24 protein-coding genes are annotated in these 26,454 nt (G+C 48.6%); 1 reads left to right on the plus strand and 23 read right to left on the minus strand.

All coding sequences use genetic code 11. The features are described from left to right. Positions 1-15: 15 nt before the first annotated feature. From nadA to pth, 20 genes are all read right to left on the minus strand, one after another. Positions 16-954 carry a quinolinate synthase NadA gene (gene nadA / locus B9N86_RS29045; RefSeq protein ID WP_208920938.1) on the minus strand — a complete coding sequence of 313 codons (939 nt, stop codon included), beginning with the start codon at positions 952-954 and terminating at the stop codon, positions 16-18. Between the two features lie 228 nt (positions 955-1,182). Next, complete coding sequence (gene ftsH / locus B9N86_RS29050) at positions 1,183-3,249, minus strand: ATP-dependent zinc metalloprotease FtsH (RefSeq protein ID WP_208916715.1); 2,067 nt, start codon at positions 3,247-3,249, stop codon at positions 1,183-1,185. 101 nt (positions 3,250-3,350) lie between these two features. Then, positions 3,351-3,890: a hypoxanthine phosphoribosyltransferase gene (gene hpt, locus B9N86_RS29055; RefSeq protein WP_208916717.1), complete on the minus strand. Its 540-nt coding sequence runs from the start codon at positions 3,888-3,890 to the stop codon at positions 3,351-3,353. 57 nt (positions 3,891-3,947) lie between these two features. Next, positions 3,948-5,393: a tRNA lysidine(34) synthetase TilS gene (gene tilS, locus B9N86_RS29060; protein ID WP_208916720.1), complete on the minus strand. Its 1,446-nt coding sequence runs from the start codon at positions 5,391-5,393 to the stop codon at positions 3,948-3,950. A 58-nt stretch (positions 5,394-5,451) separates the two neighbouring features. Beyond that, a complete protein-coding gene (locus tag B9N86_RS29065; RefSeq protein ID WP_208916722.1) occupies positions 5,452-6,366 on the minus strand; it encodes a serine/threonine protein kinase in 915 nt (304 codons plus the stop codon). Continuing rightward, the gene (locus B9N86_RS29070) at positions 6,350-7,090 is read right to left on the minus strand and encodes a vWA domain-containing protein (protein ID WP_208916724.1); all 741 of its coding nucleotides are present in this window, start codon (positions 7,088-7,090) and stop codon (positions 6,350-6,352) included. Before B9N86_RS29070 ends, B9N86_RS29065 begins: the two co-directional genes overlap by 17 nt. Before the next feature lie 162 nt (positions 7,091-7,252). Then, entirely contained in the window at positions 7,253-9,763 is a 2,511-nt protein-coding gene (gene spoIIE / locus B9N86_RS29075) for a stage II sporulation protein E (protein WP_208916726.1), read from the minus strand. 344 nt (positions 9,764-10,107) lie between these two features. Beyond that, positions 10,108-10,590 (minus strand): S1 domain-containing RNA-binding protein, encoded by a 483-nt coding sequence (locus B9N86_RS29080; RefSeq protein ID WP_208916728.1) that lies wholly within the window; start codon positions 10,588-10,590, stop codon positions 10,108-10,110. 121 nt (positions 10,591-10,711) lie between these two features. Then, entirely contained in the window at positions 10,712-11,053 is a 342-nt protein-coding gene (locus B9N86_RS29085) for an FtsB family cell division protein (RefSeq protein ID WP_208916730.1), read from the minus strand. A gap of 12 nt (positions 11,054-11,065) precedes the next feature. Continuing rightward, a complete protein-coding gene (gene yabQ / locus B9N86_RS29090) occupies positions 11,066-11,635 on the minus strand; it encodes a spore cortex biosynthesis protein YabQ (RefSeq protein WP_208916732.1) in 570 nt (189 codons plus the stop codon). Beyond that, a complete protein-coding gene (gene yabP / locus B9N86_RS29095; protein WP_106769539.1) occupies positions 11,632-11,913 on the minus strand; it encodes a sporulation protein YabP in 282 nt (93 codons plus the stop codon). Before yabP ends, yabQ begins: the two co-directional genes overlap by 4 nt. A 182-nt stretch (positions 11,914-12,095) precedes the next feature. After that, positions 12,096-12,374, minus strand: coding sequence for an RNA-binding S4 domain-containing protein (locus B9N86_RS29100; RefSeq protein ID WP_208916734.1), 279 nt, complete (start codon positions 12,372-12,374; stop codon positions 12,096-12,098). Next, complete coding sequence (locus B9N86_RS29105; RefSeq protein WP_208916736.1) at positions 12,374-12,646, minus strand: HU family DNA-binding protein; 273 nt, start codon at positions 12,644-12,646, stop codon at positions 12,374-12,376. The genes B9N86_RS29100 and B9N86_RS29105 overlap by 1 nt, the downstream gene beginning before the upstream one ends. Positions 12,647-12,811: 165 nt before the next feature. Further along, complete coding sequence (yabN, locus tag B9N86_RS29110) at positions 12,812-14,326, minus strand: bifunctional methyltransferase/pyrophosphohydrolase YabN (RefSeq protein WP_208916738.1); 1,515 nt, start codon at positions 14,324-14,326, stop codon at positions 12,812-12,814. 96 nt (positions 14,327-14,422) lie between these two features. Beyond that, positions 14,423-16,108 carry a putative polysaccharide biosynthesis protein gene (locus tag B9N86_RS29115; protein ID WP_208916740.1) on the minus strand — a complete coding sequence of 562 codons (1,686 nt, stop codon included), beginning with the start codon at positions 16,106-16,108 and terminating at the stop codon, positions 14,423-14,425. Between the two features lie 268 nt (positions 16,109-16,376). Beyond that, positions 16,377-16,919 (minus strand): stage V sporulation protein T, encoded by a 543-nt coding sequence (spoVT, locus tag B9N86_RS29120; protein ID WP_208916743.1) that lies wholly within the window; start codon positions 16,917-16,919, stop codon positions 16,377-16,379. Between the two features lie 427 nt (positions 16,920-17,346). Then, complete coding sequence (locus tag B9N86_RS29125; protein WP_208916745.1) at positions 17,347-18,456, minus strand: peptidylprolyl isomerase; 1,110 nt, start codon at positions 18,454-18,456, stop codon at positions 17,347-17,349. Beyond that, complete coding sequence (mfd, locus tag B9N86_RS29130; protein WP_208916747.1) at positions 18,440-21,967, minus strand: transcription-repair coupling factor; 3,528 nt, start codon at positions 21,965-21,967, stop codon at positions 18,440-18,442. Before mfd ends, B9N86_RS29125 begins: the two co-directional genes overlap by 17 nt. Before the next feature lie 155 nt (positions 21,968-22,122). After that, positions 22,123-22,353: an anti-sigma-F factor Fin gene (fin, locus tag B9N86_RS29135; protein WP_208920940.1), complete on the minus strand. Its 231-nt coding sequence runs from the start codon at positions 22,351-22,353 to the stop codon at positions 22,123-22,125. A 126-nt stretch (positions 22,354-22,479) separates the two neighbouring features. Beyond that, the gene (gene pth, locus B9N86_RS29140; protein ID WP_208920942.1) at positions 22,480-23,040 is read right to left on the minus strand and encodes an aminoacyl-tRNA hydrolase; all 561 of its coding nucleotides are present in this window, start codon (positions 23,038-23,040) and stop codon (positions 22,480-22,482) included. Between the two features lie 144 nt (positions 23,041-23,184). On the opposite strand from pth, the gene B9N86_RS29145 reads away from it, so the two are divergent. After that, complete coding sequence (locus tag B9N86_RS29145) at positions 23,185-23,385, plus strand: hypothetical protein (protein ID WP_208916749.1); 201 nt, start codon at positions 23,185-23,187, stop codon at positions 23,383-23,385. Positions 23,386-23,514: 129 nt separating this feature from the next. Here B9N86_RS29145 and B9N86_RS29150 read toward each other — a convergent pair whose 3' ends face one another. The 3 genes from B9N86_RS29150 to spoVG form a co-directional block, all read right to left on the minus strand. After that, positions 23,515-24,468 carry a ribose-phosphate diphosphokinase gene (locus B9N86_RS29150; RefSeq protein WP_208916751.1) on the minus strand — a complete coding sequence of 318 codons (954 nt, stop codon included), beginning with the start codon at positions 24,466-24,468 and terminating at the stop codon, positions 23,515-23,517. A gap of 78 nt (positions 24,469-24,546) precedes the next feature. Then, complete coding sequence (gene glmU / locus B9N86_RS29155; RefSeq protein ID WP_208916753.1) at positions 24,547-25,947, minus strand: bifunctional UDP-N-acetylglucosamine diphosphorylase/glucosamine-1-phosphate N-acetyltransferase GlmU; 1,401 nt, start codon at positions 25,945-25,947, stop codon at positions 24,547-24,549. Between the two features lie 110 nt (positions 25,948-26,057). Beyond that, the gene (spoVG, locus tag B9N86_RS29160) at positions 26,058-26,342 is read right to left on the minus strand and encodes a septation regulator SpoVG (RefSeq protein ID WP_006207419.1); all 285 of its coding nucleotides are present in this window, start codon (positions 26,340-26,342) and stop codon (positions 26,058-26,060) included. Positions 26,343-26,454 lie beyond the last annotated feature (112 nt).

Raw genomic sequence — 26,454 nt, forward strand, 5'->3', positions numbered from 1 at the left:
GAAGAGTAGCGCATGCTACTTGACTTGTAGCATGCGCTCTAATGAAGTTCTGGCTTTTTCCGCGACAACCGGCGGCACATAGATTTGAGGTTTCATCGTTTCCAGACATTTGACCAACTTTTTAAGATTATTTACTTTCATGTTAGGACACACGAGAAACTTGGTCGCAAAATGGAACGATTTGCCCGGACTATCCAGACGGAGCTGATATCCGGTTCCATCTTCGGTGCCTACAATAAACTCCTTACAGGAGGATTGCTTGCAGTATTCCAGTATAGCGGTGGTGCTGCCCACAAAATCTCCCATTGCAACGACTTCCGGACGGCATTCCGGATGAACGACAAATTCGGCATTCGGGTATTTGGCTTTCATCTCCACAACATCTTTAACGGTCAACATGTCGTGTGTGTTGCAGTAGCCTTCCCAAATAATGAGCTTCTTGTCGGTATGCTTTTGAACATAATGCCCTAGGTTTTTGTCAGGGACCCAAATAATTTCATCAGAATCAACAGACTGGATGACCTTTACTGCATTAGAAGACGTACAGCAGATGTCCGTCTCAGCCTTGATTTCGGCGGATGAATTAATGTATGTAACGACCTTGGCGTTCGGGTGCTGTGCCTTCAGCTTACGCAGTCCATCGACGTTGACCATATCCGCCATGGGGCAACCCGCACGCTCATCGGGTATAATAACTGTTTTGTTCGGTGCAAGAATTTTCGCACTCTCTCCCATGAAATGAACACCGCAAAATACGATGACATCCGCATCCGTCTGTGCTGCCTTTTGGGCAAGCAAGAAAGAGTCTCCCCGGAAATCCGCAACCTCCTGTATCTCATCCCGCTGATAATAATGCGCCAAAATAATGGCATTGCGTTCTTTCTTCAACTGCATTAATCGTTCGCGCAATTCACGGTTTTGTTCCGCTTTACGCTCCAGCGCCAAAGCTTCCACGAGCGACCCTCTCCCCTTGTGTATTACGGCCTGCATGACCGCTGCTGAACCAGTACTTCAAGATGCTCTTATCCCCTTGTGAAAGTAAGCACCTTTTGTTTATCACCTAATGTACACAAGGTTCGAAAGACTGTCAATGTGACAAGAAGCACAAAAAGAACCGGAAAACGAATGATCGTTCTCCGGTTCTTTGTTTTTATTCGTCATGCGATGTTTTTATCGCTTTAATTATGATAATCCGCCGCCACCGTTGTCCGAACCACCCGGAGGTGTTTTGCCATCTGGATCTTTACGTTCAGAATCCTGATGATCCGTCGGACTGTTCTGGATCTCTTCGTCAGAAGTCGGACGCTCGCCTTCTTCTTTGCCTTGGATCCGGACGCGAACATCACCAATGTTGTCGATAACAGGCTCTCCGTTCTCGGATGGTCCTTGACCGCCTTCTCCTGAATCTTTTCCACTCAGTGCACCTGTTTCGATCAATTGCTTGATCTGCTCAAGTTCCAGTGTTTCTTCTTCAAGGAGTGTATTGGCAATTAAATGAACTTCCTTGGAATGCTCAGTGAGCACCTGTTTACATTTTTCATAACAATCATTAATGAAGCGCTGCATTTCCTGATCGATTTCATAAGCGATCTGGTCACTGTAGTTCTGCTCATGTCCGATGTCACGGCCCAAGAACACTTGACCTTGCGAGGTTCCGAACTGCATTGGTCCGAGCTTCTCACTCATACCATATTCCACAATCATGCTGCGGATAATACCTGTTGCTTGCTGGAAGTCGCTGTAAGCACCGGTTCCGATTTCTCCAATGAACAACTCCTCCGCTACACGGCCGCCAAGCAACCCGGTAACGCGATCCAGAAGCTCTTGCTTCGTTACAAGCATGCGGTCTTCCTTCGGCATCATAATAACATATCCCCCAGCGCGTCCGCGCGGAATGATTGTTACTTTATGCACCATGTCAGCATGCTCAAGGAAGTAACCGACAATGGTATGACCTGCTTCGTGGTATGCCACAATACGTTTCTCGCGGTCACTGATAACACGGCTGCGTTTCTCCGTACCTACGATAACGCGGTCAATCGCTTCATCCACCTCACGCATGGAGATATCTTTCCGGTTACGGCGTGCAGCAAGCAATGCCGCTTCGTTCAAGAGGTTCTCCAGATCAGCACCGGTAAATCCGGTAGTCCGTTTCGCAATGATGTCCAGTCTAACATCCTTCGTCAACGGCTTGTTACGTGCGTGTACTTTCAATACCGCTTCACGGCCCTTCACATCCGGACGATCAACCGTAATCTGACGGTCAAAACGACCTGGACGAAGTAACGCTGGGTCGAGAATATCCGGGCGGTTCGTCGCAGCTACGATAATGATTCCTTCGTTAGCTCCGAATCCGTCCATTTCAACGAGCAATTGGTTGAGTGTCTGCTCACGCTCGTCATGTCCGCCGCCAAGTCCGGCACCACGCTGACGACCAACCGCATCAATCTCGTCAATAAAGATGATACAAGGCGCATTTTTCTTTGCATTCTCAAACAAGTCACGAACACGGGATGCACCGACACCGACGAACATTTCGACGAAGTCAGAACCCGATATACTGAAGAATGGCACTCCTGCTTCGCCTGCGACTGCACGAGCAAGGAGGGTCTTACCGGTACCCGGAGGGCCCACGAGAAGTACACCTTTAGGAATACGGGCACCTACTGTGTTAAACTTCCGCGGATCTTTCAGGAAGTCGACAACTTCAATAAGCTCCTGCTTCTCCTCATCCGCTCCCGCTACATCCTCAAACGTAATCTTCTTCTTCTCTTCATTATATAGACGGGCTTTGCTCTTACCAAAGTTCATTACCTTGCCGCCACCGCCCTGTGCCTGGTTAAACAGGAAGAAGAACAGAACAAACATAATCACGAGCGGAATAAAAGAAGATAACAATGTCAGCCAAATGCTCTGACCTTCCATTTTCTTAACGGTAAATTGGATCTCGTTATGATCACTCGCCGCAACGAGTTCTTCCATCGCAGCATCCGTAGCCGGGATATAGGTCGAGAAGTTCTCTAATTCCTTCTCGCCCTTAGGCGTATTATATTTACCGGTCACAAGATAAGCATAACCGTCAAATTGAGCTGTTATTTCTTTTATGTTGTTGGCCTTAATTTCCTGCCGCAGTTGATCATACCTAGGGGTATCGGCTACTTCGTTACCATTGGTAACGAATTGAACAATGCCCACCACGACTAAAAATAAAATCAAATAAAAACCAGAATTCCGGATGAACCGATTCATCCCCTACCTCCTCTCAAAGACACATAAGATATTTTACCACAGCCTGTCTGACCATCTCAACAATGCGGGATGGAGCAGTGATCCGTGATCCGGCGTAGTATTTAGTTGCTGTAGATTTCCGGTTTCAAAATCCCGATGTATGGGAGGTTCCGGTAATGCTCGGCATAATCGAGTCCATATCCTACGACAAACGCATCCGGAAGAACAAACCCGGCATAGTCTGCCTGCAGGTCTACAGTCCGGCGTGCCGGTTTATCAAACAGGGTCACCACAGCAATCGACTTGGCTTTACGGTTCTCAAGCAGGTCGATCAGGTAGCTGAGCGTCAGACCGCTGTCGATAATATCTTCGACAATCAGAACGTCTCTGCCTTCAACGGATTCATCCAGGTCTTTAATAATTTTAACTACACCGGATGATTTCGTAGAAGCACCGTAGCTCGACACCGCCATGAAATCCAGTTCCATCGGTACCGTAATGTTTTTAACCAAATCTGCCATAAAAATAAACGCACCTTTGAGAACACAAATCACCAAAGGATCGCGTCCCTCATATTCTGCGCTGAGTTTTTCCCCTAATTCCTTAATCTTAGCCTGTATTTCTTCTTCGCTGATGAGCACTTCCTGAATGTCATTCTGCAACTGAGCGAACCTCCTACGTGTTTATACTATGAAAGTGTAAAACGGGCCATTCCCATTTTACGCTTTCCCCGCATTCACGAGTTCCATGCGGAGAATACATGTTGTATGCCGCCCAACGGCAGCGTGAACAGAGCGTCTTACACCCGGAATCCATACGATGCTACCTGAGCCATCGCACACCATGGGGATCATGGAACGTACAGAAGGAGGGATTTTCTCATCAATGAGAATATCTTTCACCTTTTTGCTGCCGTTTAATCCCATGACCTTCATCTTGTCCCCGGGTTGCCTGCAGCGTACGGTTAAAGGGAAAAGTAGCTGATCCGCATCAAAGGAAGCTTCTCCTGAAGCCAGCTTTATGCCGTCCCTCATTTCCTCTCCATCCACAAGCGCAAGCTTTAAAATTTTTCCGATTTCCGGCAGAACCAGATCCGGTCCATCGGGGGAATCCAACTGATATATGTACTTCCCCTGTCCTACAAGCGGCTTAGGGCAAAAGCTTACCTCTCCGTATTCACGGATACAGGTTAATCCTCCCCCTAAATCCAGTCGCCAATTGGTCCGGCGATCCTGCAAAACTCCTTGGCGGACCGTTTCAATCTTAACGAAATCCGTATTTTCCTGGTCTGCCGACAGATAATTTAATATTAGTTTAATCAAACGCCGTTGTAAAGCAACATGTAAGCCCAAAAAGGAAGGTGCGTCAAAAGACGTCCTTCCATCGATCTCCCTAACAAGAGAGCGGTAAGCATCCTCAGCAGCAAGCTCCATGTAATCATCTTCCTCACCAGTCACTTCAGCTAACTGGTTAAGAGAAGAAGAAATCTGTGTATTGTACTGCTCCAAGAAAGGAAATACCTCCAGTCGAACTGCATTGCGGCGGTATTTTGTCAGCATGTTGCTATAATCAATTGCATAGGAGTAACCACATTGATCGCATAACTCAATCAGGTCCGTTTTGTTAATACGAAGAAACGGACGGATCAGTTCCACATTTTTTTGGGATCTTTTGATTTTCATACCGGCCAGGCCCGATGGTCCGGTTCCCCGCAGCAGACGCATGAGTACAGTCTCTGCCTGGTCGTCTGCATGATGGGCCAGTGCAATGGATCTCGCTCCATATTTCCTTGCCGTTTCAAACAGGAATTCGTACCGTTTGTCACGCGCCGCTTCCTGTACGCCTTTTCCGCTTGATTTCATATAGGCCGGCACATCAATATAAGCTGTTTCCACAGGGATGCCCAAACTTTCGGCGAGCCTTTGTACCATGACTGCCTCATCGTCAGATTCCTGACGGAATCCGTGATGTACATGGGCGCAGATCAGCTTAAGCGGTATACGCCGACTTGAAATCTCATGGAGAACGTGCAATAGAGCCACCGAATCCGGACCGCCGGAAACAGCCACAATGATTGTGTCTCCTTCATCCCACAGTTGCTTCTCGGTTGCCACATCCTCAACACGTTCAACTAATGATTTCAAATAATCCTGCTCCAATTTCATTGTCCCCTTTTTATGCCGGTAAACAGGCTGTATATCGCAGGTTCCATGAGACTTCCATTTAAGTTCGAAGGAACAAATAAACAGCGCAGGCTAAGATAATGAGTGACATGACAAAAGAATTTTTGAGCCACAGCGGCGTCTTCCCTTGTCCACTTTCCCACCGTGATGGAGAATATACGGTATTTTTCCAAAGGTTCACCGCTTCTCGTGAATCTGCGAACCCGCCCGCGAGAGCTTTACTCAGCCAGCCGGCATATGGCTTGAGCTGCGGGCTCTTTCGCAGTGCTGCCTGAAGATCCGCAACACTGCGGATCTGGGGCAACTGTGCGGAGGCCGTCCTAAGGACCTCTTCATCCAACAGCTGGATACACATCACGGCAAACGAGAACAGGTCATAGGCCTCATCGCCGGTTCGGCTACCGGCATTCCAATATCCGCGGTCGTACCATTCCGTAAACTGCTTCACACTACGGCCAACCGCACTGACACCGCCATAGTCGATCAATTCCACTTGACCGTAAGCCGAAACCATGACATTCTCAGGCTTAAGGTCGCCGAAAATATAGCCGGACCTATGCAGAACAGTGAGCTTCTCCAGCAGCTTGAGCCCAACGAGACCAAGCCATTCTCTTCCGCGCGAGCGTATAAAATGTTGAAGCTGGCTTCCCTCAATGTACCGCATTACGTAAAAAGGAACTTCTCCGCTGCTGTCCTGATGATCATCGGCTTCAACCAAATAATGATCAGACATCTGCTCTTTCAACGTGTTCAACACATTGATCTCCGACTGAAGATCAAGTGTATCGTAACCTACTTTTAAGGCATAGCGCTCCGTATGTCCGGGCCGCTGCACCAGATAGACTCGGCCGTTTGCCCCTTTGCCTAACATCCGTTCCACGATGTACCTTTTCTTCCGCCATTTCCCTGTAATTACGGTCCCCGGCGGATAACCAGGATTAGACAACGTAGTCACCGAGCATCCCTTCCTCTTGGCCGGAATCACCCTGCCATGATTGATTACCTTCTAGTGTACCATATCGGTAATAATCAATCACCTTTAGCAGTGCCGGCCCCGTCGGAGTGGCGCCCTTCATCTGAAGCCGATGGAACAATCCTCTTGCTCCGTCCAGATCGGTAGTCCAATCGACATCTTTGACGACATCTTCTCCGCTCCCGCGTCCGGGAAAGTGAAATACCGCCAGTCGGCTTGAGCCTGCACGTGCTTTTAAACTGAGCATCAGATCTCGGATCGCTTCCTCAACTGCACCAAGCTTAGGTTTCATACTTGCACTTGCATCAATCAGAAGCGCAACCTGCAGGGGCGAGGTCTCGGCGAGCTCGTCCACTACTTCAACCACCTGGGATCGTTTATCAGGCGGAAGATCCTCAAGGGCACCCCCTCCTAAAATTTGCTGTATTTCTTTATTAACCGCCTGCTGTATGGTTTGAACTACCGTTTTACGGGTCATCATTTGCATCGTTCTGGCAAGCTGCGGGGTTCCAACAATCCGGTGAATGCCTCCCCCGGCTTTCGCAATCTCTTGAATTTCAAATCCGCCCAGCTCGCCTATCGTCCCATAATCAAGCACACCGACAACATTGACCGTAATCCCTTCTTGCAGCGCATGCGCTGCCGCCATAATCGGGCTCGGGCCGACATTAGAGCAACCGTCCGTAATGAGCAATATTTGTTTCATTTCCCTGCTACCTCCCCGTCACATCATTAAACTATCGTCTTGTCTCTATCATTCCCATTTTTTATAGAGTTCAAACGATAAATTGAAAGAATAGACGAAAGGTTCGCCACGGATTCCCTTATAATCTCATAGACTGATATTATAAATCTTTAGTTCACTTTATCAGCTTACCGTACGGGGCCGCTCCATCCGTGCAAAACCCGGCACGTGAACGTTGGCCCACTCGGGGTGGAAGTGATCCACACGACCAACCACAACTGTCATATCATCGTGAATCTGATTTTGCTGATACCGTATCACCTTTTCCAGCAAGCAATCTGCTATTTCTTGAGGGTCTGAGCTGTTCACTTCCTGAATGATCCGCTTCATCCAAAGTTCCTTGTTTACGGCGTAGCCCGGCGCATCATAAATGCCGTCCGTCATCATAATAAGCACATCCTCCGCCTGGAGCTGTAGGGACACGAGATCCACCTCAATATCCTGAATAATGCCGATCGGTAGGTTGCTTGCGGTAACAGGAATGACTTCATTGCCCCGTTTAATAAAACTCGGTGTTGAACCTATCTTCAAAAAAATAGTCTGTGCCGAATATTGATCAATCAGTGCCATATCCACCGTTGCATAAATTTCATCTGGCGAACGCAGCATCAGAATCGAATTGACCGATTTGATCGCAAGCTTCTCATCCATTCCCGACTGCAGCAGCTGTTCCAAAATATTTAGTGCCGAACTGCTCTCCATTCTAGCTCTTTCTCCATTCCCCATTCCATCACTCAGCGCCACTGCAAAGGTACCATTTCCAAGCTCAACCGTACTGAAGCTGTCTCCAGACAACAAATCTCCACCTTTGGCCGCAGCAGCCACACCTGTTGTAATCTCAAACGTTTTGGCCGAACCAAACCGCACGGTCGCGAGCCCATCACGCGGATGAGTCATCGTCTCTTCCACAACGGCAATATGCTCACCGATGATATCCGAGAGAAGCGGAGCGATAATCTTCCGGCACTCATCATACCCCCGGGTATATGCATGAATGATTTCTATCTCTACGTGACCCGAGTCCAAACTGATAATATCAATGCCTTGAATGGATAGGCCAAGATGCTGCAGCGCTTCACGAATCTGTTCTTCCTGAATATACATCGTCTGACTTTCCCGTTTGATCTCCCGTGCCAAGTCCTCCATGACTTGCGACACACCGGATAGCTGTTCCGCAACCAGATGACGGCTATCGAATATTTGGCGTTTCCACTGCATATCATGTTGATATAGATGATACTGCTGCTTGAGAACACCCAACACTTCTTCTTTTTTGGCACATATCTTATCCCATACCGGCGGCAGATCCTTGGCCTCCAGATCTGGATTTTCTTCTATAGTTGTCATCATATCGGTCATATATTTATAGGTCTGATAAAATTTCGCATCCCAGCAGTGATTCCGCTTAAAGCAGGACGAGCATGTTCCATCCGCCACCGCATCCATGAAATGATTCATTTCCTCCGTCTGTTTGCCGGGAGGCTGCATCGTTCCAGTTGTCTGCCCGAAGCTTTGCGATAGCTGGCGGAATACCTTAGAGAATTGGGTTACCCGATCTGCTGTCAGATCCCGAACCCGCTTCGCATACTCATGTTGTGACTTCGTATGGTCCTGCGTACCAGGCACATACTTGCCAATCGCCTGCATCACGCCTTTAGGTGTAACCAGGAACAGTCCGATCGCTATACAGGTTTCCCAAGTAGAGAGCATCACTTCGTTTGGCTTGTTGAAGTAAATGGACAATATCGTCGCGCCTAGCAGCATCCCGAGCGAAACACCGCCTTTCTTGCCTTCCCGAAGCATACCAGCCAGCATTCCCGCAAAAGCCAACAGACTCATCTGGGCAAATGCCGAGATATCAGCCAAGCTGAGAATCAAGCCGGTCACCACCCCGACGGAAGCACCCAGCGGAGCTCCTCCAACAAGAGCAAATAACAGGATCAAATAGCGTGACAATACATGTTCTACGGATAGCCCTTGGACTACCCAGCCCACAGCTCCTGTCATTACGGATGCGAGCAAGATGATCAGGCAAAGGATCTCCTCGTTCTTAAGCACATAATTTTTTTTGCGTAAGGTAAATACCGGAATGGCTTGGATAAATACCAGTGTAAGCACAAACCCAAGCACCGCATCTAATGTCATCATTATCATGGAGTACCAGGTCATGGATGGACCGACCAGCAACGCGAACAGATTCACCACGAAGGTGGACACAAACACCATTATTGGTGCATAGGACAGCTCCGCCCGTTCATACGTCTCCAGCCCTCTGAGCATAAAGTAGAAAAGTATAAGCTCAGCCGGAATCATGAGAAAAGATGAACCTGATGCAAATATACTTCCCGCTACAACAGCTGCTCCGACCGGGAGCAAATAATCTCTGCGAATAAAAGCGATGACTGCAAAATAAGCAACTGCAAACGGTGACAGCTCGTCCAGGATCATAGCTCTTCCCAGCAGAAATCCCATAAATGTCAGCAATATCATCCATTTCTTCGCGGCCAGCAGTTCGATGGGTCGCTTCACGAAGGATAATTGCCCGATACGTTCCGCCAAGCGGGCACGAATAGCTCCCGCTCCTCCTTTTGCCGTCTCTGTCCCCGGAAACATGACTACATTTCTTTTTTCCATCACCCTGGCACCCCATTCTTCACGAATTTGTTGGTCTCATTATAAAACCCTTGTGCCGAGAAAGTTTGTCAGAACACCGGACAAGCCCCAAAGAAATTTCCGACAAAAAAGCCTGCCCCCGCGAAAGCTCGGAAGAGACAGGCTAATCCCTTGATCTATTCCCATTTTTTTGATTTATTCATCCACATTTTGGTTAATCAATTTCCCGAATTGGGGCGCCTTAAATTTACCAATTCGCGTTTTGGCGGCGTAAATCACGTAGGAACCTGTCGTACCCTTGCATTACGCGACAAAAAAACCGCAGAAGGTTATTTCCCTCTGCGGTAACTTTATATTTTATCGAATTACACCCGTTTGGCTCCGCGTCCACCGCGTTTGCCCTCTGTATTCTTCTTAAGCGAAGAAATACGTTCTTCACTATCTTTCAGGAAGCGTGACATTTTATCCTCAAATGAAGGCTTATTGACCGCAGGCTTAAACGGGCGTCCGCCACGTTCACGGTTATATCCTCCACCGCCACCTCCGAATCGTTCTCCGCCTCCACTACGTTCCGGTCTTGGTGCGCGGGGTGGACGACTTTCGGAAGCCGGCTTGTCGACAGCTTGCTTGATCGAAAGACCGATCTTGCCGTCCTTGTCGACATTAATCACCTTCACGGTAACGACATCGTTGATCTTCAAGTGATCGTTGACATCCTTAACGTAATTGTCGGCGATCTCCGAGATGTGAACGAGACCCGTGACACCTCCTGACAGATCCACAAATGCTCCAAAATGCGTTATGCCTGTCACCTTGCCCTCTAACTTGGTGCCCACTTCAATTGCCATAGAATAAAATGATCCTCCCTTAAAAATATACAGTCCGATTTCTTGAATCTCGCTGCGGTGATTTGATTATACCCAATGACCTAAAAGAGGTCAACAGACGTATGTCATGGCTTTACCGGCATTATTCACCCGAATTATGCGGTTGAATAATCGGAACTTCGTTCGGTGGATAAAGTCCGAACTTCTTCCTGGCGATTTGCCCGATATATTCGGGATCCTGCAGTCGTTCGACCTCAAGATTCAGCTCGTTCCACGCTTCTTGTACAGCCTTCTGCTCGGTGCGTTTCTCTGCCAGCGTTTCATTCCGATTCTGGATATGAACATTTTGAGACCAGAGCGTTGAACCTGCCCAGATCAAAAACAGCGCCATCATGGCCATATACATTCTTCTGCGCCGAAGTGCGCCTCTGTTCTTTATTGTCTTTTGGGGAGCCTGCTTCGGTTGTTCAGCAAATCTTCCCATGACTCATTCCTCCTAAAACCAGCGCTTCCACGCCTTTATAACCTTGTCCGCCACATGCTTGCACCACACCGGCATCACTATACGTGATGTGATCGGCCTCAGCATCCATTTCAGAAGACTCCAAAAAGGCAACAAGCATCGCAGTACCATACGTAAAAGGAACATGACCAATCTCCATAGAAGTTTGAACAGACCTTTCAGCAGGTTCAGGATACCCTTGATCGGATTCCAGACCAATATGCGAAACATTGTCATTAAAACCGACAGCAAGCGTTTTGCCACCTGAATTAACATTACCACAAAACGTCTGGTTATAACACTCCATAATAAAAAATAGATCCAAACCCCTAGAAAGAGTCCTACAAACACATAAAAGCGCAGTTGGCCGTAGTTGGTAACATACAGCATCCTGAATACAAACAACGCGGCTGCGATCCAGTAGACAAGGTCCAGCGCATGTTGTAACCATCTGGGAAAACGGAGCTGGCCTGCCAGCACCCGGTAGCTGTCATAGACCAGTCCCATGGCTGCTCCGGAGAAGAGCATCCAGAGCAGCGTTATCCATTGGATTTGCGGATTCATTTAAACAGCTTGCCGAGGAGGCTTTTATTTTTAGCCTGGGATCCGGGATTCAGGTAGATAAGGGAATGTACCAGTCCTTCAATAGACAGCAGCCCCTCTTCCAGGCTGAGATTTTTAATATGTAAATTTTGCCCCCGGATGGTCAGATGCCCGAGTTCGGTCTGCAGCAAAAACTCTTCACTGTCGAAACTCTCCACATTTTGGACGCCGGTTATGTCAAGCTGCTTACGGTTTTGCATCCGCAGGTCATGATGTTTACCCTTCCCTTGGTCGATCATGGCATGTACCCCTCCTTTTAAAAATAGCTTATGGGGTGGAGCCTGTCTTTAGAACTGCGGCTATACCTTTTCGAACAAGTAGAAACAACTTCGTCGTCCTTCTCAATGACGACGAACGTTTCTCGAGAACAAAAAAGCACCCCCTCACATTCGTGAGAGAGTGCTTTATAAGCAGATTGATCTTACCAGTTCAACCCGTTATCTTTGGCGATCGGTTCTTCCTTAACCAAGGCATAGAGGCTTGCAGCCTCATCTTTACGGGTCGTCTCGGCAAGACGCTCGACGCGGACTGTGACCAGCTTCTGGCCAAATTGGACCGTGATCTCGTCGCCCACCTTGACTGTACTGCTTGGCTTGGCCTCACGGCCGTTGATCAGCACCCGTCCTTGATCCGATACATCCTTCGCTACGGTACGCCGTTTGATTAACCTCGATACTTTAAGGAATTTATCGACACGCATTACTTTACAGCTTCTTTAAGTTTGTTACCCGCTTTGAATGCAGGAACGTTGGACTCAGGAATTTCGATAGTGTTACCTGTTTGCGGGTTGCGGCCCGTGCGGCCTGCGCGTTTGCGGGTTTCGAATGTACCGAAGCCGATCAATTGTACTTTGTCGCCGCTAGCAAGGGCGTCTGTGATTTCGCCAAGGAAACCGTTCAGGACGTTCTCTACGTCTCTTTTAGTCAATCCGCTTTTGCTGGAAATGTTGTTGATCAGATCTGTTTTGTTCATGAATTAAATCCTCCCAATTATCAGAAAAGTAAAAGATTCCGTATTGCTGGCAGTAGATCAGCAGCATAAGCCGCGATTCACCTTACATGAATATTCTGGGTTTCTTACTGAATTCCTGCCGCAACACCCTATTTTTTTATTTTTTGCGAGAAAAAATATGTTTTTTCACGGCTTGTCGTCGCCATCGGGTGACGAAATTTGTTTGGCCGATTGCCACAAAACTTCCATCTCATCGAGCGTGCTGTCATGTACCGTCTTACCCTGTGCCTCCAGCTGTTCTTCGATATATCGGAATCTTGTAACAAACTTCCGGTTTGTTCTCGACAAAGCTTCCTCTGGATCCGCTTGGATAAACCGGGCCGCATTGCTTACAGCAAATAGTAAATCGCCCAGCTCAAGCGCCTGTTCATCCGGCGACTGCCCTTCGGCTACCGCTTCGCGGAGCTCAGCAAGTTCTTCCTCGATTTTTTGAAACACACCGTTGATATCATCCCAGTCAAAACCGACTTTAGATGCTTTCTTCTGCAGCTTGTAGGCCTTCATCAGCGCAGGCAGGTCACGGGGAATACCGTCCAGTGCAGATGCCTTTTCCGGATCAAGTCCCTTGCGCCGCTTCTCTTCTGCCTTCATCTGCTCCCAGTTCTGTAGAGCAGCCTCAGCGTCCTTGGCGAGGTTCTCGCCAAACACATGAGGATGGCGGAAAATCAGCTTGTCGTTCAGGCCTTGAATCACGTCATAGACCGTAAACGTACCGAGTTCCTCTTCCATCTGAGCGTGCAGCAAAATTTGAAGGAGCAAATCGCCAAGCTCCTCTTGCATATGCTCAGGGTCATCCTCATCAATCGTTTCCAGAACCTCGTATGTCTCTTCAATTAGGTTCTTACGGATGGACTCATGAGTCTGATCCCGGTCCCAAGGGCAGCCCTCGGGACTTCGAAGAATGCCGACAATTTCGTGAAGCCGGGCGAAGGTCCGATGACGAAGCTGATCGTCATCGCTCCGGGGCACGTAGACCAGCGACAGGTTTCCGTAACCCTCGATGCGGTCCAGTTCGTACAACGGAATGCGGACAATGGACTCTTCCCCTTCCACACCGAGTGCATGTCCTACAATAACCTCATACTCATCCGGATATATTTCCATCAGTGCGAGCTTAACCTCTGATGCAGTAAACATATCATACACTTGGCCGATCAGCGTATGAAGTTGCGGCTGAATGAGACTGCTGCGAAGTTCGGCAGCATCCAGCAGCTGAAAGCCTTCAATCGGATCAAATCCAAGGCGGACGAAGGCCTCGTCGAGGAAACTTTCGCCACCCAGCACCGTCAGAGTTATGTTCTGCTTCGAGCATCGCTCCCGAAGCAGCTTTACAGTCGCCTCCGCTACCATAGGGTGACCCGGCACTGCGTAGACAATCTCACTGCCGTCGCCCTCCGTCTGGGATGTTTGGATTAACGCAGAAGCAATGTAATCATAAACCTCCGGAAACGTGTCGTGGCTCTCATAGGCCTGGTCGAATGATTCCATCTTTACACCCAGGTCTTCCAGTGCCGTAATAACCGGGTGCGATAAGGTGCGCACATACACCTTGGCTGCGCGCTGCAATGTTTTCATAATGCCTAAAGTCAGCCTGTCCGGATTGCCCGAACCGAGACCGACAACCGTGATGGTTGCACTCATAAAGCTTCCTCCGCTCTTCGTCCGCCTTAGCAAGGGCGGTGTTTGTCGTACACTACTATACCACAGACGAAAAAACATCTCACGCCGGGCCACTCATCAGCGCATCACATGCATTGCCTTGAGCATTGCTGCCAGCGGTCTGCCGACCTTCGGCAGCATGAGAAGCTCCTCCTCTGTGAGGAGCTTCGTGAGCGCGGCTCCCGCCAGAAAGGCGCCGCCTCCAGCCACGACGCCGACCAGACTTGCGGCTGCGGCGCTTATGCGGCCCGGGGCAAATCCGGACGCTGCAAGAATGCTGCTGGCCGCGCTAGCAGCACCCCAGGCGGCCAGCGCCAGTCCCGCGAGCATAAACGCGGGCTTGGCAAGCAGGTTTACAGCACGAAGCCGGACGCCGATAGAGCGAACCAGCATGGCCACGTTCAACGCAGCGGCGACGAAATGCGCGGCCACGCCGGCAATGGCTGCGCCGGTAATACCCCACTCAGGCACCAGCAGTAGGTTAAGCCCTAGCTTAAGCAGAGCTGCCGCCAACAGATGGACCGCCGGAGCCCTGACGATGCCAACGCCCTGCAATAACGCCGCTGAGATGATGCTAACCGTGCCGCCAACCGCCGTGAAAGAGATCCAGCGCATGACGCCGCTGCCTTCCGCATCCTGATACAGCATAATGTTGATCGGTTCGGCCAGCACAGCCAGGCCAACGGATGCTGCAAGGCCAAACAGCCAGAACCAACGCAGCGCCAAGCGGCACTGGTTGACCACTTGCCCGATCTCTCCTTTAAATTTAGCTTCCGCTAGGGCAGGAATAAACAATACAGACAGTGAAGTAGCCATCATGGTCACAAGCTGCACAAGCGGAAGCCCCCGGTTATATACACCAAATTCGGCCATCACAGCCCCACCCGGCAAACCGATGTCTTTCAGCAGTCTAGGTACAGTAAACGTGTCTACGAGACCGATTAGCGGCACAGCAAGTGCGCTTAAGCATATAGGTACCGCATAAACAGCCAGACGCCGAAGCATTTGGCCATACCCTTCCCGCGCTGCAGGCAGCTGAACTGTATGGTGATGCTGTTCTGCTGCACGCGAGCCATTGCCTTCCGGCTCTTCCCCCACAGTCATTGTTCTCCGCGAAAAAGCATGTTTACGCCAATAGAATGCCATCACAAGCAATCCTGCCGCTCCGCCTGCAGCTGATCCGAACAGCGCACCGGCTGCAATCTCATCAACATCTGCCCCTGCACCTGTCATGTATAGCAGAAGAATGATCATGACAGCCACACGCACGCTCTGCTCCACAATCTGCGATACCGCTGTCGGTACCATGTTGTGAAGCCCCTGAAAATATCCCCGCAGAAGCGCCATCCACGGCACAAAAGCCAAGGCCAGTGCCCCGCTGCGAAGTGCAGGTACGACATGATCATCTCCGATCCATACTCCGAGCTGCGGAGCGCCGAAATACATAGCCGCTCCCAGTATAAGACCGAACAAGACAAGGACGGCCGTCGATACACGAAGCATCCTCCAGCTGTCTTCCCGCCGTCCCGCTGCCTCATATTCGGCCACATATTTCGATAGAGCCGCCGGGAATCCGGCCGCGGCTATCGTAATGATCATCATGTATAAAGGGTAAACCGTATTATAAATGCCGAAAACAGCATCGCCGCCCATGTTTTGCAGCGGTATTTTTTGCAATGTTCCAATCAGCTTGGAGACAATCGCTGCTGCGCTGAGAATAAATGCCCCTTGAAGAAGCCTTGATCCTGATTCAGTAGGTTTCATCGTCTGTAACCATTCCTTGCCTCTCCTGTTTAACAGGTCCTTTGATATCCCATTATAACCGGAACCGGAACACAGACTCAAAATTAGACTAGCTGATGTTCATTTCCGCACGTATTCCTAAGGTCACTAAACCTGTCACCACTAGTCCATACGCGGTCCAAACATATACTTTCTTATCTCATCAAAAAAACTCCCACCTGCCTCGGACCGGTACGGCCCGAAGATCAGCGGGAGTAGTTACTTCTATGCGGAAAGGAGCGTCTTAATCTTATTGCTCCATTTGTTTGCCAAGAAATGCAGCGGCTGTTTCAGCCATCTTCACTTCCATCTGGCCCATCGTAACCGATTCGTCTTTATTCAGCAGCAGCACACTACCGATCGGATCTCCACCTGTAACGATTGGAGCCGCTACAAAGCAGGAAAATTCCTCAGGTGTATCTTTACTGATCTCATATGTGCCTTTGTTCGTTTCCAACACAGTCTTGCGGTTTTCCATACAGTTTTCGAGCAGGTTACCGATCTGCTTGTCCAAATATTCTTTCTTGGATCCCCCGGCTACAGCGATGAATGTATCGCGGTCGGAGATGATCGTAATGTGACCTGTGCCTTCATACAATGATTCGGCATACTCCTTCGCGAAGTCTCCCAGTTCCCCGATTGGAGAGTATTTCTTTAGAATTACTTCTCCATCCCGGTCAACAAAAATCTCAAGCGGATCTCCTTCACGGATACGCAGTGTGCGTCTAATTTCTTTTGGGATGACCACGCGCCCGAGGTCATCTATACGGCGGACGATTCCAGTAGCTTTCATTTCACATGTTGCCCCACTTTCTTAAGAAGATTTTTCAACTACTGATCGATACGGGAAGAGGATGTCCCCAGGTATATAAGTGTAATGTCTGACCATAGTATTCATCCTTTCCCATATCCTTATACATACTCAGTCCTATATTGGTTGCGAAAGAGTTATTTTCTTTTTGAACCAGCAGGGATATCGGGCAAAAAGATCCATAACGCAGTATCCGCGCTATGGATCCATCGACATCCTTTAACACACCTCAAAAACGTAGCTCAGCCCGAGATACAGGATAAACTGCATAAATGAGGGGCCGGAAGGAAACCGATCCTCATCTGCGCGATTTTGTTTTTTTCATCGGATGACTGACTAAGGACTAGTGGATAGACTGTGAAAAAAACACGGGGCTGAGCCTGCTGTCCTGAGCTAGCTTGTCCGCTTCCTATTTCCCGGTATCTTCCGTTTTCTTGTTGTCTTCTGTTTGCTTGCCGTCTTTCGTTCCCTCGTCTGTTGCAGGGGCATTATCCGTGCTTTCGGCTCCCTTGTCCTCACCTTCAGTAGCTGGTTTGTCAGGAGTCTCACTCTTTGGAAGATCCATTTTTTCAATCAGATCGTTCAGCTCATTCTTCATGAACGTGTCGACTTTGGCCGAAGCCAGTTCGTTATGAATACCTTCCTTCTGGGTATCACTCAGCTTGTCATACGTGACTTCCTTACGGCTTTCAACCTTCATGATATGGTAACCATAATCTGTCTCAACAGGGTCACTGATTTTGTTCAGCGGAAGCGTCAGTGCTTGTTCTTTGAATTGGGTAACCCAGGTGCGGGCTTCCTTGTTCTCATACAGGCCACCTTGATCCTTGGAGCCCGTATCCTCGGAATACTCCTTTGCAACCTTAGCAAAGTCCTCACCCTTGTCCAGTTTAGATTTAACCTCTTTAGCAAGTTTTAAAGCATCTTCTTTCTTGCGCTCCTTGCCTTCCAGATCTGTAAAACCAATCAGAACATGGCGGACACTAATTACCGAGTAGTCCAATTTATTGCTCTCGAACTCCTTCTTGATATCCTCTTCCGTCACCTTGTTCTTCTGATCCTCCATCACGGTCATAACGCGAAGCATGTAATTCTTAAAATCCTGCTCCGTCAGTTTTTGAGCATCGAGAGCTTTTTTGAATTCCTCTTCACCCATCGCGTTTTTGTACTGCTTCACCATATCATCTGCCTGTTTTTCGGCTTCTTTCTTCGCCTCATCACCAGCTTTGGAATAAAGATATTCGTAAGTAACTCCCTGCTTGGCCAAATACTCTTTGAATTGGTCCATCTGCAAGAACTGGGCGTATTCTGGAGACATGAACTGCATAACCCGCTGTTCCAGGTCGAATTCCTTCTCGGTGATTTCCCCACCCTTGTATTTAACGACGACTTTGCTGTCGTCCTTCTGTGGTTCTTTATTATTAGTGTCGTTCCCGCATGCAGCGAGCACCGACATGGACATTACCGCAGTAAGCGATACGATAAATGTTTTCCATGCCTTTTTATTTCTTGACGGCATTTTGTAAATCTCCCTTCCTGTTGAATGGCTCCTTGGCGGCCTCAAGAAACTGCTCCAGCAGTTCCAACAACTGTTGATCCGAAAGGCCTTTGCCCTTCAGACGGATCAGCATGTTCTGGCCCTGTTCAAATTGTACACGTCTTTCGAACAGATTTCCAACTTGCGCAAGCTGAGCTGTATTAATTACCTTATCCTGTCCTTCATAAAACTGCAAAAGCAAATCATCTCCGCGTTGAGAGATAGAGTCTATTCCGTACATCCGTCCGAACACTTTCAGACGCGAAACTGCAAGCAGATTTTGCACCGCCAGTGGCAACTCTCCGAATCGGTCAAGCAGCTCATCTTCAAGCTCAGCCGCTTCATCGAATGAGGCCACGACTGCCACCTTCTTGTATATCTCAATCTTCTGAATGCTGTCATAGATATAATCCGACGGCAAATAAGCATCAATTCCAAGATCAATGGAGGTATTCCAGTCTTGGGAGGGAACTACCTGCTCACCCAACATACTTACTTTACGCTTCTGAATTTCTTCGGCCAGCATCTGCGAATACAAATCAAAGCCGACGGAGGCGATAAATCCGTGCTGCTCGGCACCGAGCAGATTTCCCGCTCCGCGAATGGATAAGTCGCGCATCGCGATTTTGAAGCCGGAGCCGAGCTCCGTGAATTCCTTGATAGACTGGAGGCGCTTTTCAGCTACTTCAGTCAGCACCTTGTCGCGTTGGTATGTGAAGTAAGCATAAGCAATCCGATTGGAACGACCAACCCGGCCGCGCAGCTGATACAACTGGGACAGTCCCATTTTGTCCGCATCATGAACAATCAGGGTGTTCACATTCGGAATGTCTACACCCGTCTCAATAATGCTCGTGCTTACAAGTACGTCGTATTCACCGTCCAAGAAGTCCAAAATGGTCTTCTCCAGTTCAGTTTCAGACATTTGGCCGTGGCCTACCCCCACCTTAGCCTCTGGAACGAGCATGGAGATTTGGGCAGCCATTTCCTGTATACCCTGTACCCGGTTGTAAAGATAATATACTTGTCCTCCGCGCGCCAGCTCCCGCTCAATGGCCTCTCTCACAAGAGTCTGACTGTGCTCAACAACATACGTCTGCACCGGAAAACGGTTTTCCGGCGGAGTCTCAATGACAGACAAATCGCGCACACCGAGCATCGACATATGGAGCGTACGCGGAATCGGGGTCGCCGTCAGCGTCAGCACGTCTACATTCGTCTTGAGGCGCTTTAGCTTTTCCTTGTGGGTTACGCCAAACCGCTGCTCCTCATCGACAATCAGCAGACCCAGATCTTTAAATACGAGATCCTGCGACAAAAGACGGTGCGTTCCGATCAAAATATCGGCCGTTCCCTGCTTCACCTTCTTGATGGTCTCATTCTGTTCCTTACGGCTGCGGAACCGGCTCAACACCTGAATGTTGATCGGATAATTGGCAAACCGCTCCCGGAACGTCTCATAATGCTGTTGAGCCAAAATCGTCGTCGGCACAAGTACGGCCACCTGCTTGCCTTCAATAGCGGCTTTAAAAGCTGCACGGACCGCAACCTCGGTCTTACCGTAACCGACATCGCCACAGAGCAGTCTGTCCATCGGACGGTTCTGCTCCATATCCTTCTTGATCTCCCCAATGGCCCTGAGCTGATCATGGGTTTCATCATAAGGGAACAAATCCTCGAACTCCTGCTGCTCCGTTGTATCCTTCTCAAAGCCGTAGCCGGGTGCGGATTGACGGTCAGCATACAACTTGATCAGATCATCCGCAATGTCCTGAACGGACGAGCGGACCTTGTTCTTAACGCGGGTCCATTCATTGCCGCCGAGCTTATAAACCTTCGGCTCCTTATCCTCAGAGCCCACATATTTCTGAATGAGATCAATCTGCTCGATCGGTACGGACAGCTTATCGCTTCCGGCATAAAGGATATGCATGTAATCCTTGTGAATGCCGTTGATTTCAAGCGTTCCGATCCCCATATATTTTCCGATACCGTGATTTTGATGCACGACATAGTCGCCGACCTTGAGCTCCGTGTAACTTTTGATCCGTTCGGCGTTATCCATGTTTTTGTTTGTTTTGCGTGCTTTCCGCTGCTTCTGAGAGAACATTTCTGCTTCGGTAATAATTGCAGCATGAACCGAAGGCATCTCAAAGCCGTTCTGTAGACTTCCCTCGAGCATTACAGGCTCGTCAATACCGTAATCGTTAAGAACACGTTTCATCCGATCCATACGGTCCGGTCCGCCGGCCAACATCATGACTTTTACGCCGGTTTTATGCCAGCGTTCCATCTCGGCCTTAAGCACGTTCATCTGCCCGTGGAAATCCTGCATGCCACGGGTAATAAAGTTGACGATGTTCTGTGGCTGGATTCTTGGAACTTGACGCAAAAATATCGAAATGAGCAATGTCTGGAACCGATGCTGATACATCACCTCGTCACTGTCGAGCGACAGCGGCAGATCTGGCAAGGACTTGCCGTTTTGCATCAAATGCAAATTCCATTCGGCCTCATCTCGCTCAAGCTGCTTGGCCGTTTCAAGAAGACGTGCTGGTTCATCCATAATAAGCAGCGTGTCTTCAGGCATATAATCATATAAATGCGTTTTTTCCGGATAGAGCAGTGAAATGTATTTGTAAATTTCCGGGAAATAGACACGCTCCCGCAGCATTTCCATCTCACGGTTAATTTCCTCACGCAATCTAAGCTTTGCCTGCCTGTCAGTCATTCTTTCCAGCTGGGTCTCCAGCATTCTTGAGATGATATCCGCCGCACGGCTCAAACGCTCCGTATCTGCAATTATTTCTTTGCAAGGCGTAATAATCACTTCTTTGACCTTATCAATCGAGCGCTGGTCGGAAGGATCAAAAGTACGGATGGAATCAATGTCCTCGTCAAACAGCTCAACTCTAAAAGCAAATGCCGACGTCATTGGATAGAAATCGATAATTCCACCACGCACGCTCATTTCTCCGCGGCTTTCCACTCGCTCCACACGCTCGTACCCAAGCTCGATCATCCGGCTTAAAAAAGATTCCAGCTCAAGCGTTCCACCATCGTTTAATATAATCCGGGCATCGGCCATTACTTCCGTGGCCGGCAGCAGACGGCGCACACCGGAAAACGGCGCAACAACAACACCCCGGAAGCCACGTGCACAACGGTGCAGTACATCAATCCGCTGAGCGAGGGTCTCCGGGCTTGAAACTGCTGATTCCGCTGCCACCAATTCATTGGCCGGATACAGCAGCACCTGGTCTGCAGACAATACCTCCTGAAGGTCATCCGCAATCTTTTGTGCCGAGAACATATTGTGCGTAATCACCAGCAGCGGACGCTGCTGATTCTGATACAGTGCAGCCATCAAGATTTGCCGGGACGAGCCGGACAGACCTGAGATCAGCTGTTCTCTCATGCCGGCCGATGTGCCAGCCGCAATGGACTTAAAGTCCGAATCTTCCGAAAAGACGTCTATAAGTGCTTGTAACAAAAGGGGCACCTCTCTTATGCAAACGAATGAATTTATGGGAAATGTGTAATCGAAAAGAAGCCTCAGCAAACTGCCAAGGCTAAAGCGCGGCCTCTGTTAACCGCGTTGCGTCCGTCTTACGTTACATCATGTGACTGATTTTCAAAAATGATATCTTACTGAAGAGGATTGGCCAACAGACTGAGCTCCGGATGAGTTTCCAGTGCTTCCCTGCAATGATCGCAGGTTACTCGTACGGTAACATCTCCGTTAAAATCATACGCTATTATATCCTTGCGTTCCTCGGGGGTCAAGGAATCGAATCCAAGCTGAGACTCTGAAATCTCGCTCGATTCAATCCGGCCCTGAAATGTCCGGCAGTGTCTGCAGGTATAATTTATCGCCATCATATGCCTCCTGAAGGTCTTTTATACCTTCAGTATGCCCGGCTTAAGGCTCTTTCAGACAGCCTGTCCTGCGGACGCTTTCTCGCCATTTAACTGGCGAGGCCAATGAGGCGGCGGATACGATAGCTAACCGTTAAATTTTTGCATCGTCTGTTCAAAAGTATGGTCCAGACTGTATTCGAGAGAATCACAGGTTGTATCTATCATACTTTTTAACAGGTCACGTTCATTTTTAGGGAAATTCCCCAGCACATAATCAACTACAGCAAATCCCGGTTCGGGGCGTGATATCCCCATTCTTACCCGATTAAATGTTTGGGTTCCTGTATGCTGAATAATCGATTTGATGCCGTTATGTCCGCCTGCGCTGCCTTGGTATCTCAGACGAATTTTTCCAACGGTAGTGTCTAGGTCGTCATATACAACAATCATATCTTCCAAATCGACTTTATAGTAATCCATAAACGCACGTACAGCTTCCCCTGACAGATTCATAAATGTCATTGGTTTAATCAAAACGGTCTTCTTGCCTCCGATGAAGCCTTCTGCGATCACCGATTTGCATTTGCTGTTATTAAATTTCATCCCATGACGCTCCGCCAAGGCATCAAGTGCCATAAACCCAACATTGTGGCGCGTCTTCTCATAAGCTGGACCAGGGTTGCCCAATCCGACAATCCATTTCATTTCAGTATAATTCCTTTCCGTAATTTTACTTTCTTCTTTGCAGCTTTCTGAGTACAATATGAACAACACAATCATTCGGGGCAACGCAGCTTGCGCTAATCAGACCCCTTAATCTATACCCTCACATAAGAAGGTGGACCAGCATTGAAAAATTATGAACAGAGATTGACGCATCATAGCCACTTTCAATACCACATGAAGCACGCAATCCCGGTGCAGGTGTACGAGCAGGGATGTCATATGGAAGTTGGCCTTATCACGGCTGTTGACGCTCATTTTGTGGAAGTCGAAGGAACTTTGTATAACCGAAGCTCTTTTACCTTCATCTCACGTCCTGGGTACTGATGTCCCGCAAGCATAATTGTAAACGGTTTCTCTAGCTGTTATCTATCATCTCTATCAAAATGCCGCTATAGCCGACAAGGGTTACATTTCCTGAAGAAGGAAACGTAACCCTGTAAGTTATAGCAAATATTATTCAATCTCGAACAGCTTGCTGATGGACAATTCTTCATGGACACGAATAATCGCTTCACCCATGAGTGGAGCAACTGACAATACCGTCAGCTTGCTGCTCGGATTATCATGTGTAATCGGAATTGTGTCCGTCACAATAACCTCCTTAAGCGGGGAATTTTCCAGTCTCTCCATCGCTGGACCGGAAAGTACCGGATGTGTACAGCATGCGTATACTTCTTTTACGCCGCCTTCCATCAATGCGTTTGCGCCGAGGCAAATCGTTCCAGCCGTATCGATGATATCATCGATCAGGATCGCCGTTTTGCCCTCGATATTTCCGATAATATTCATGACTTCACTAACGTTCGGTTCTGGACGTCGTTTATCAATGATCGCAAGTGGAGCATTCAGGAAGTCAGCTAGCTTTCTGGCACGAACTACACCACCATGGTCTGGTGATACGACCACCGGGTTCTCAATTTGCTTCGAACGGAAATATTGAGCAATGATCGGAACACCGAGAAGATGGTCAACCGGAATATCGAAGAAGCCTTGAATCTGCATCGCGTGCAAATCCATGGTGATGACTCGATGGGCGCCGGCCTTTTCAATAAGATTTGCAACCAGTTTCGCGGTGATCGGATCCCGGGAACGCGCTTTACGGTCCTGACGAGCATATCCATAATATGGAATAACCACATTGATGCTCTTCGCGGATGCACGCTTCAGTGCGTCAACCATAACCAAAAGCTCCATCAGGTTATCATTGACCGGTCCACAGGTAGACTGCACGATATATACATGACAGCCGCGGACGCTTTCGGAGAGCTTTACTTGGATCTCACCATCGCTAAAGCTTGTTGTATGGGACTCCCCCATCGGAATTCCGATATAATCGGCAATTTGATGGGCTAGCTTTGGGTTGGAATTACAAGTGAAAATTTTCAATTTAGAATCAAGATAAGTCATAGAATAGAAACCCTCCGTGCTGGTTCATTGAAATTAGGCTGCCCGATCACCGCTTCTTCGCTTAAGGGAGGACAGCAATTATGATTGTGACTGACTGTTCTTCTTTGCTTTTGCGTGTGCCCGGATTTTTTCAGCGTAACCGGGCTTATTTTCCTGCCGCTGTCTTGCTATTGCCAAATCGTTCTCCGGTACGGATTGAGTGATGGTGGAGCCAGCTACGATAAACGCGCCTTTACCAACCTTAACCGGCGCAATCAAATTAACGTTGCTGCCAACAAAAGCATCATCCTCAATTTCGGTAACGAATTTATTATAACCATCATAGTTCACCGTTATCGCACCACAACCAACATTAACGTTCTTGCCGACTTTTGCATCTCCAATATAACTCAAGTGGGACACTTTTGATCCGTTATCAATCGTTGAGTTTTTCACTTCAACGAAGTCGCCGACCTTCACGTGCTCACCCAGTTTGGAACCAGGACGCAAATAAGCGAACGGCCCTACGGTTGAGCTCTCGCCAACTTCGGCTTGGCAGAGAACTGAATATTTTACAGACACTCCATCCGCGATAACCGAATCTTCGATTTCACTGTTAGGTCCGATCTCACACTCCCCGCCGATAACGGTATTACCTTTTAATATTGTACCCGGATATAGAACCGTGTCTGCGCCTATCGTCACATCGGCTCCAATATATGTGGAAGCAGGATCAATTATCGTTACCCCGTTCAGCATATGACGACGTGTTATACGCTCCCTCATATAGCCCTCAGCTTGCGACAAGGCCAGGCGGTCGTTAACTCCGATGGATTCGGCTTGATCGTCAGTTTGATAAGCCAGTACCGTTTCGCCGGCTTGTTTCATGATACCGATGACATCGGTTAAATAATATTCTTGCTGCGCGTTTTGGTTCGTTACTTTTTCCAGCGCGTCAAACAGCTTAGCATTGTCAAAACAATACGTACCTGTATTAATCTCACACACAGCGTCTTCCTCAGGACTACAGTCCTTCTGCTCCACTATTCGCAGCACATTGCCTTCTTCGCCCCGGATAACCCGTCCATAGCCTTTAGGGTTGTCCATATGAGCCGTCAGCACGGTTGCGGCAGCTTTGCTGTTCTCGTGCAGCTCCAGCAAGCCTTCCAGTGTCTCAGGTGTGACTAGCGGTGTGTCTCCGCAAATGACGATCGTCGAACCTTGTTCACTGCCTAGAAGATCTTTTGCCTGTTTCACGGCATGGCCGGTTCCAAGCTGTTCTTCTTGCAGCACATATTCCGCCGCATCTCCCAGATAAGAACGAACTGTTTCCGCTCCATGGCCAACAACCACAACACTGCGTTCGCAGCGTACCTGATCAACCGTTCGCAATACATGACCCACCATCGGTTTCCCACAGACGGGGTGAAGCACTTTATATAGTTTCGATTTCATTCGTTTGCCCTGCCCAGCGGCGAGGACAATAGCCAATCTTTTCAAGGGCCCTGCCTCCTCCTCTTGAACTCACTACTGAATATATCTCATTCTAGAAAAAAAGAAAAGAGAGCCATGAGTATGGCTCTCTTTTCCTTGAACCCCAATTATGAATCTTAAGCGCCTTCTTCAATGACTTCTTCTTCAGTAGCAGCACGTTCGTACTCAGCCAATACAGCGGACTGAATCTTCTCGCGGGTACCGGAAGAAATCGGATGGGCAATGTCGCGGAACTCTCCGTCAGGAGTGCGTTTGCTCGGCATTGCAACAAACATTCCATTGTTTCCGTCGATAACGCGAATGTCGTGAACGACAAATTCATTATCGATGGTAATGGATGCGATTGCTTTCATTCTCCCCTCAGAGTTAACACGGCGGAGTCTGACATCCGTAATTTGCATATGTGTTCACCACCTTTTTCCATCAGAGACTTGGTGTATAATTCCACATAGCAAACCGAATTCCTTCTTTTTAATTGTATAAAATGTCCTAAATTCAGGAATTTTTTTTAGA

The sequence above is a fragment of the Paenibacillus uliginis N3/975 genome, assembly GCF_900177425.1.
GTDB classification, from domain to species: Bacteria; Bacillota; Bacilli; order Paenibacillales; family Paenibacillaceae; genus Paenibacillus_AQ; species Paenibacillus_AQ uliginis.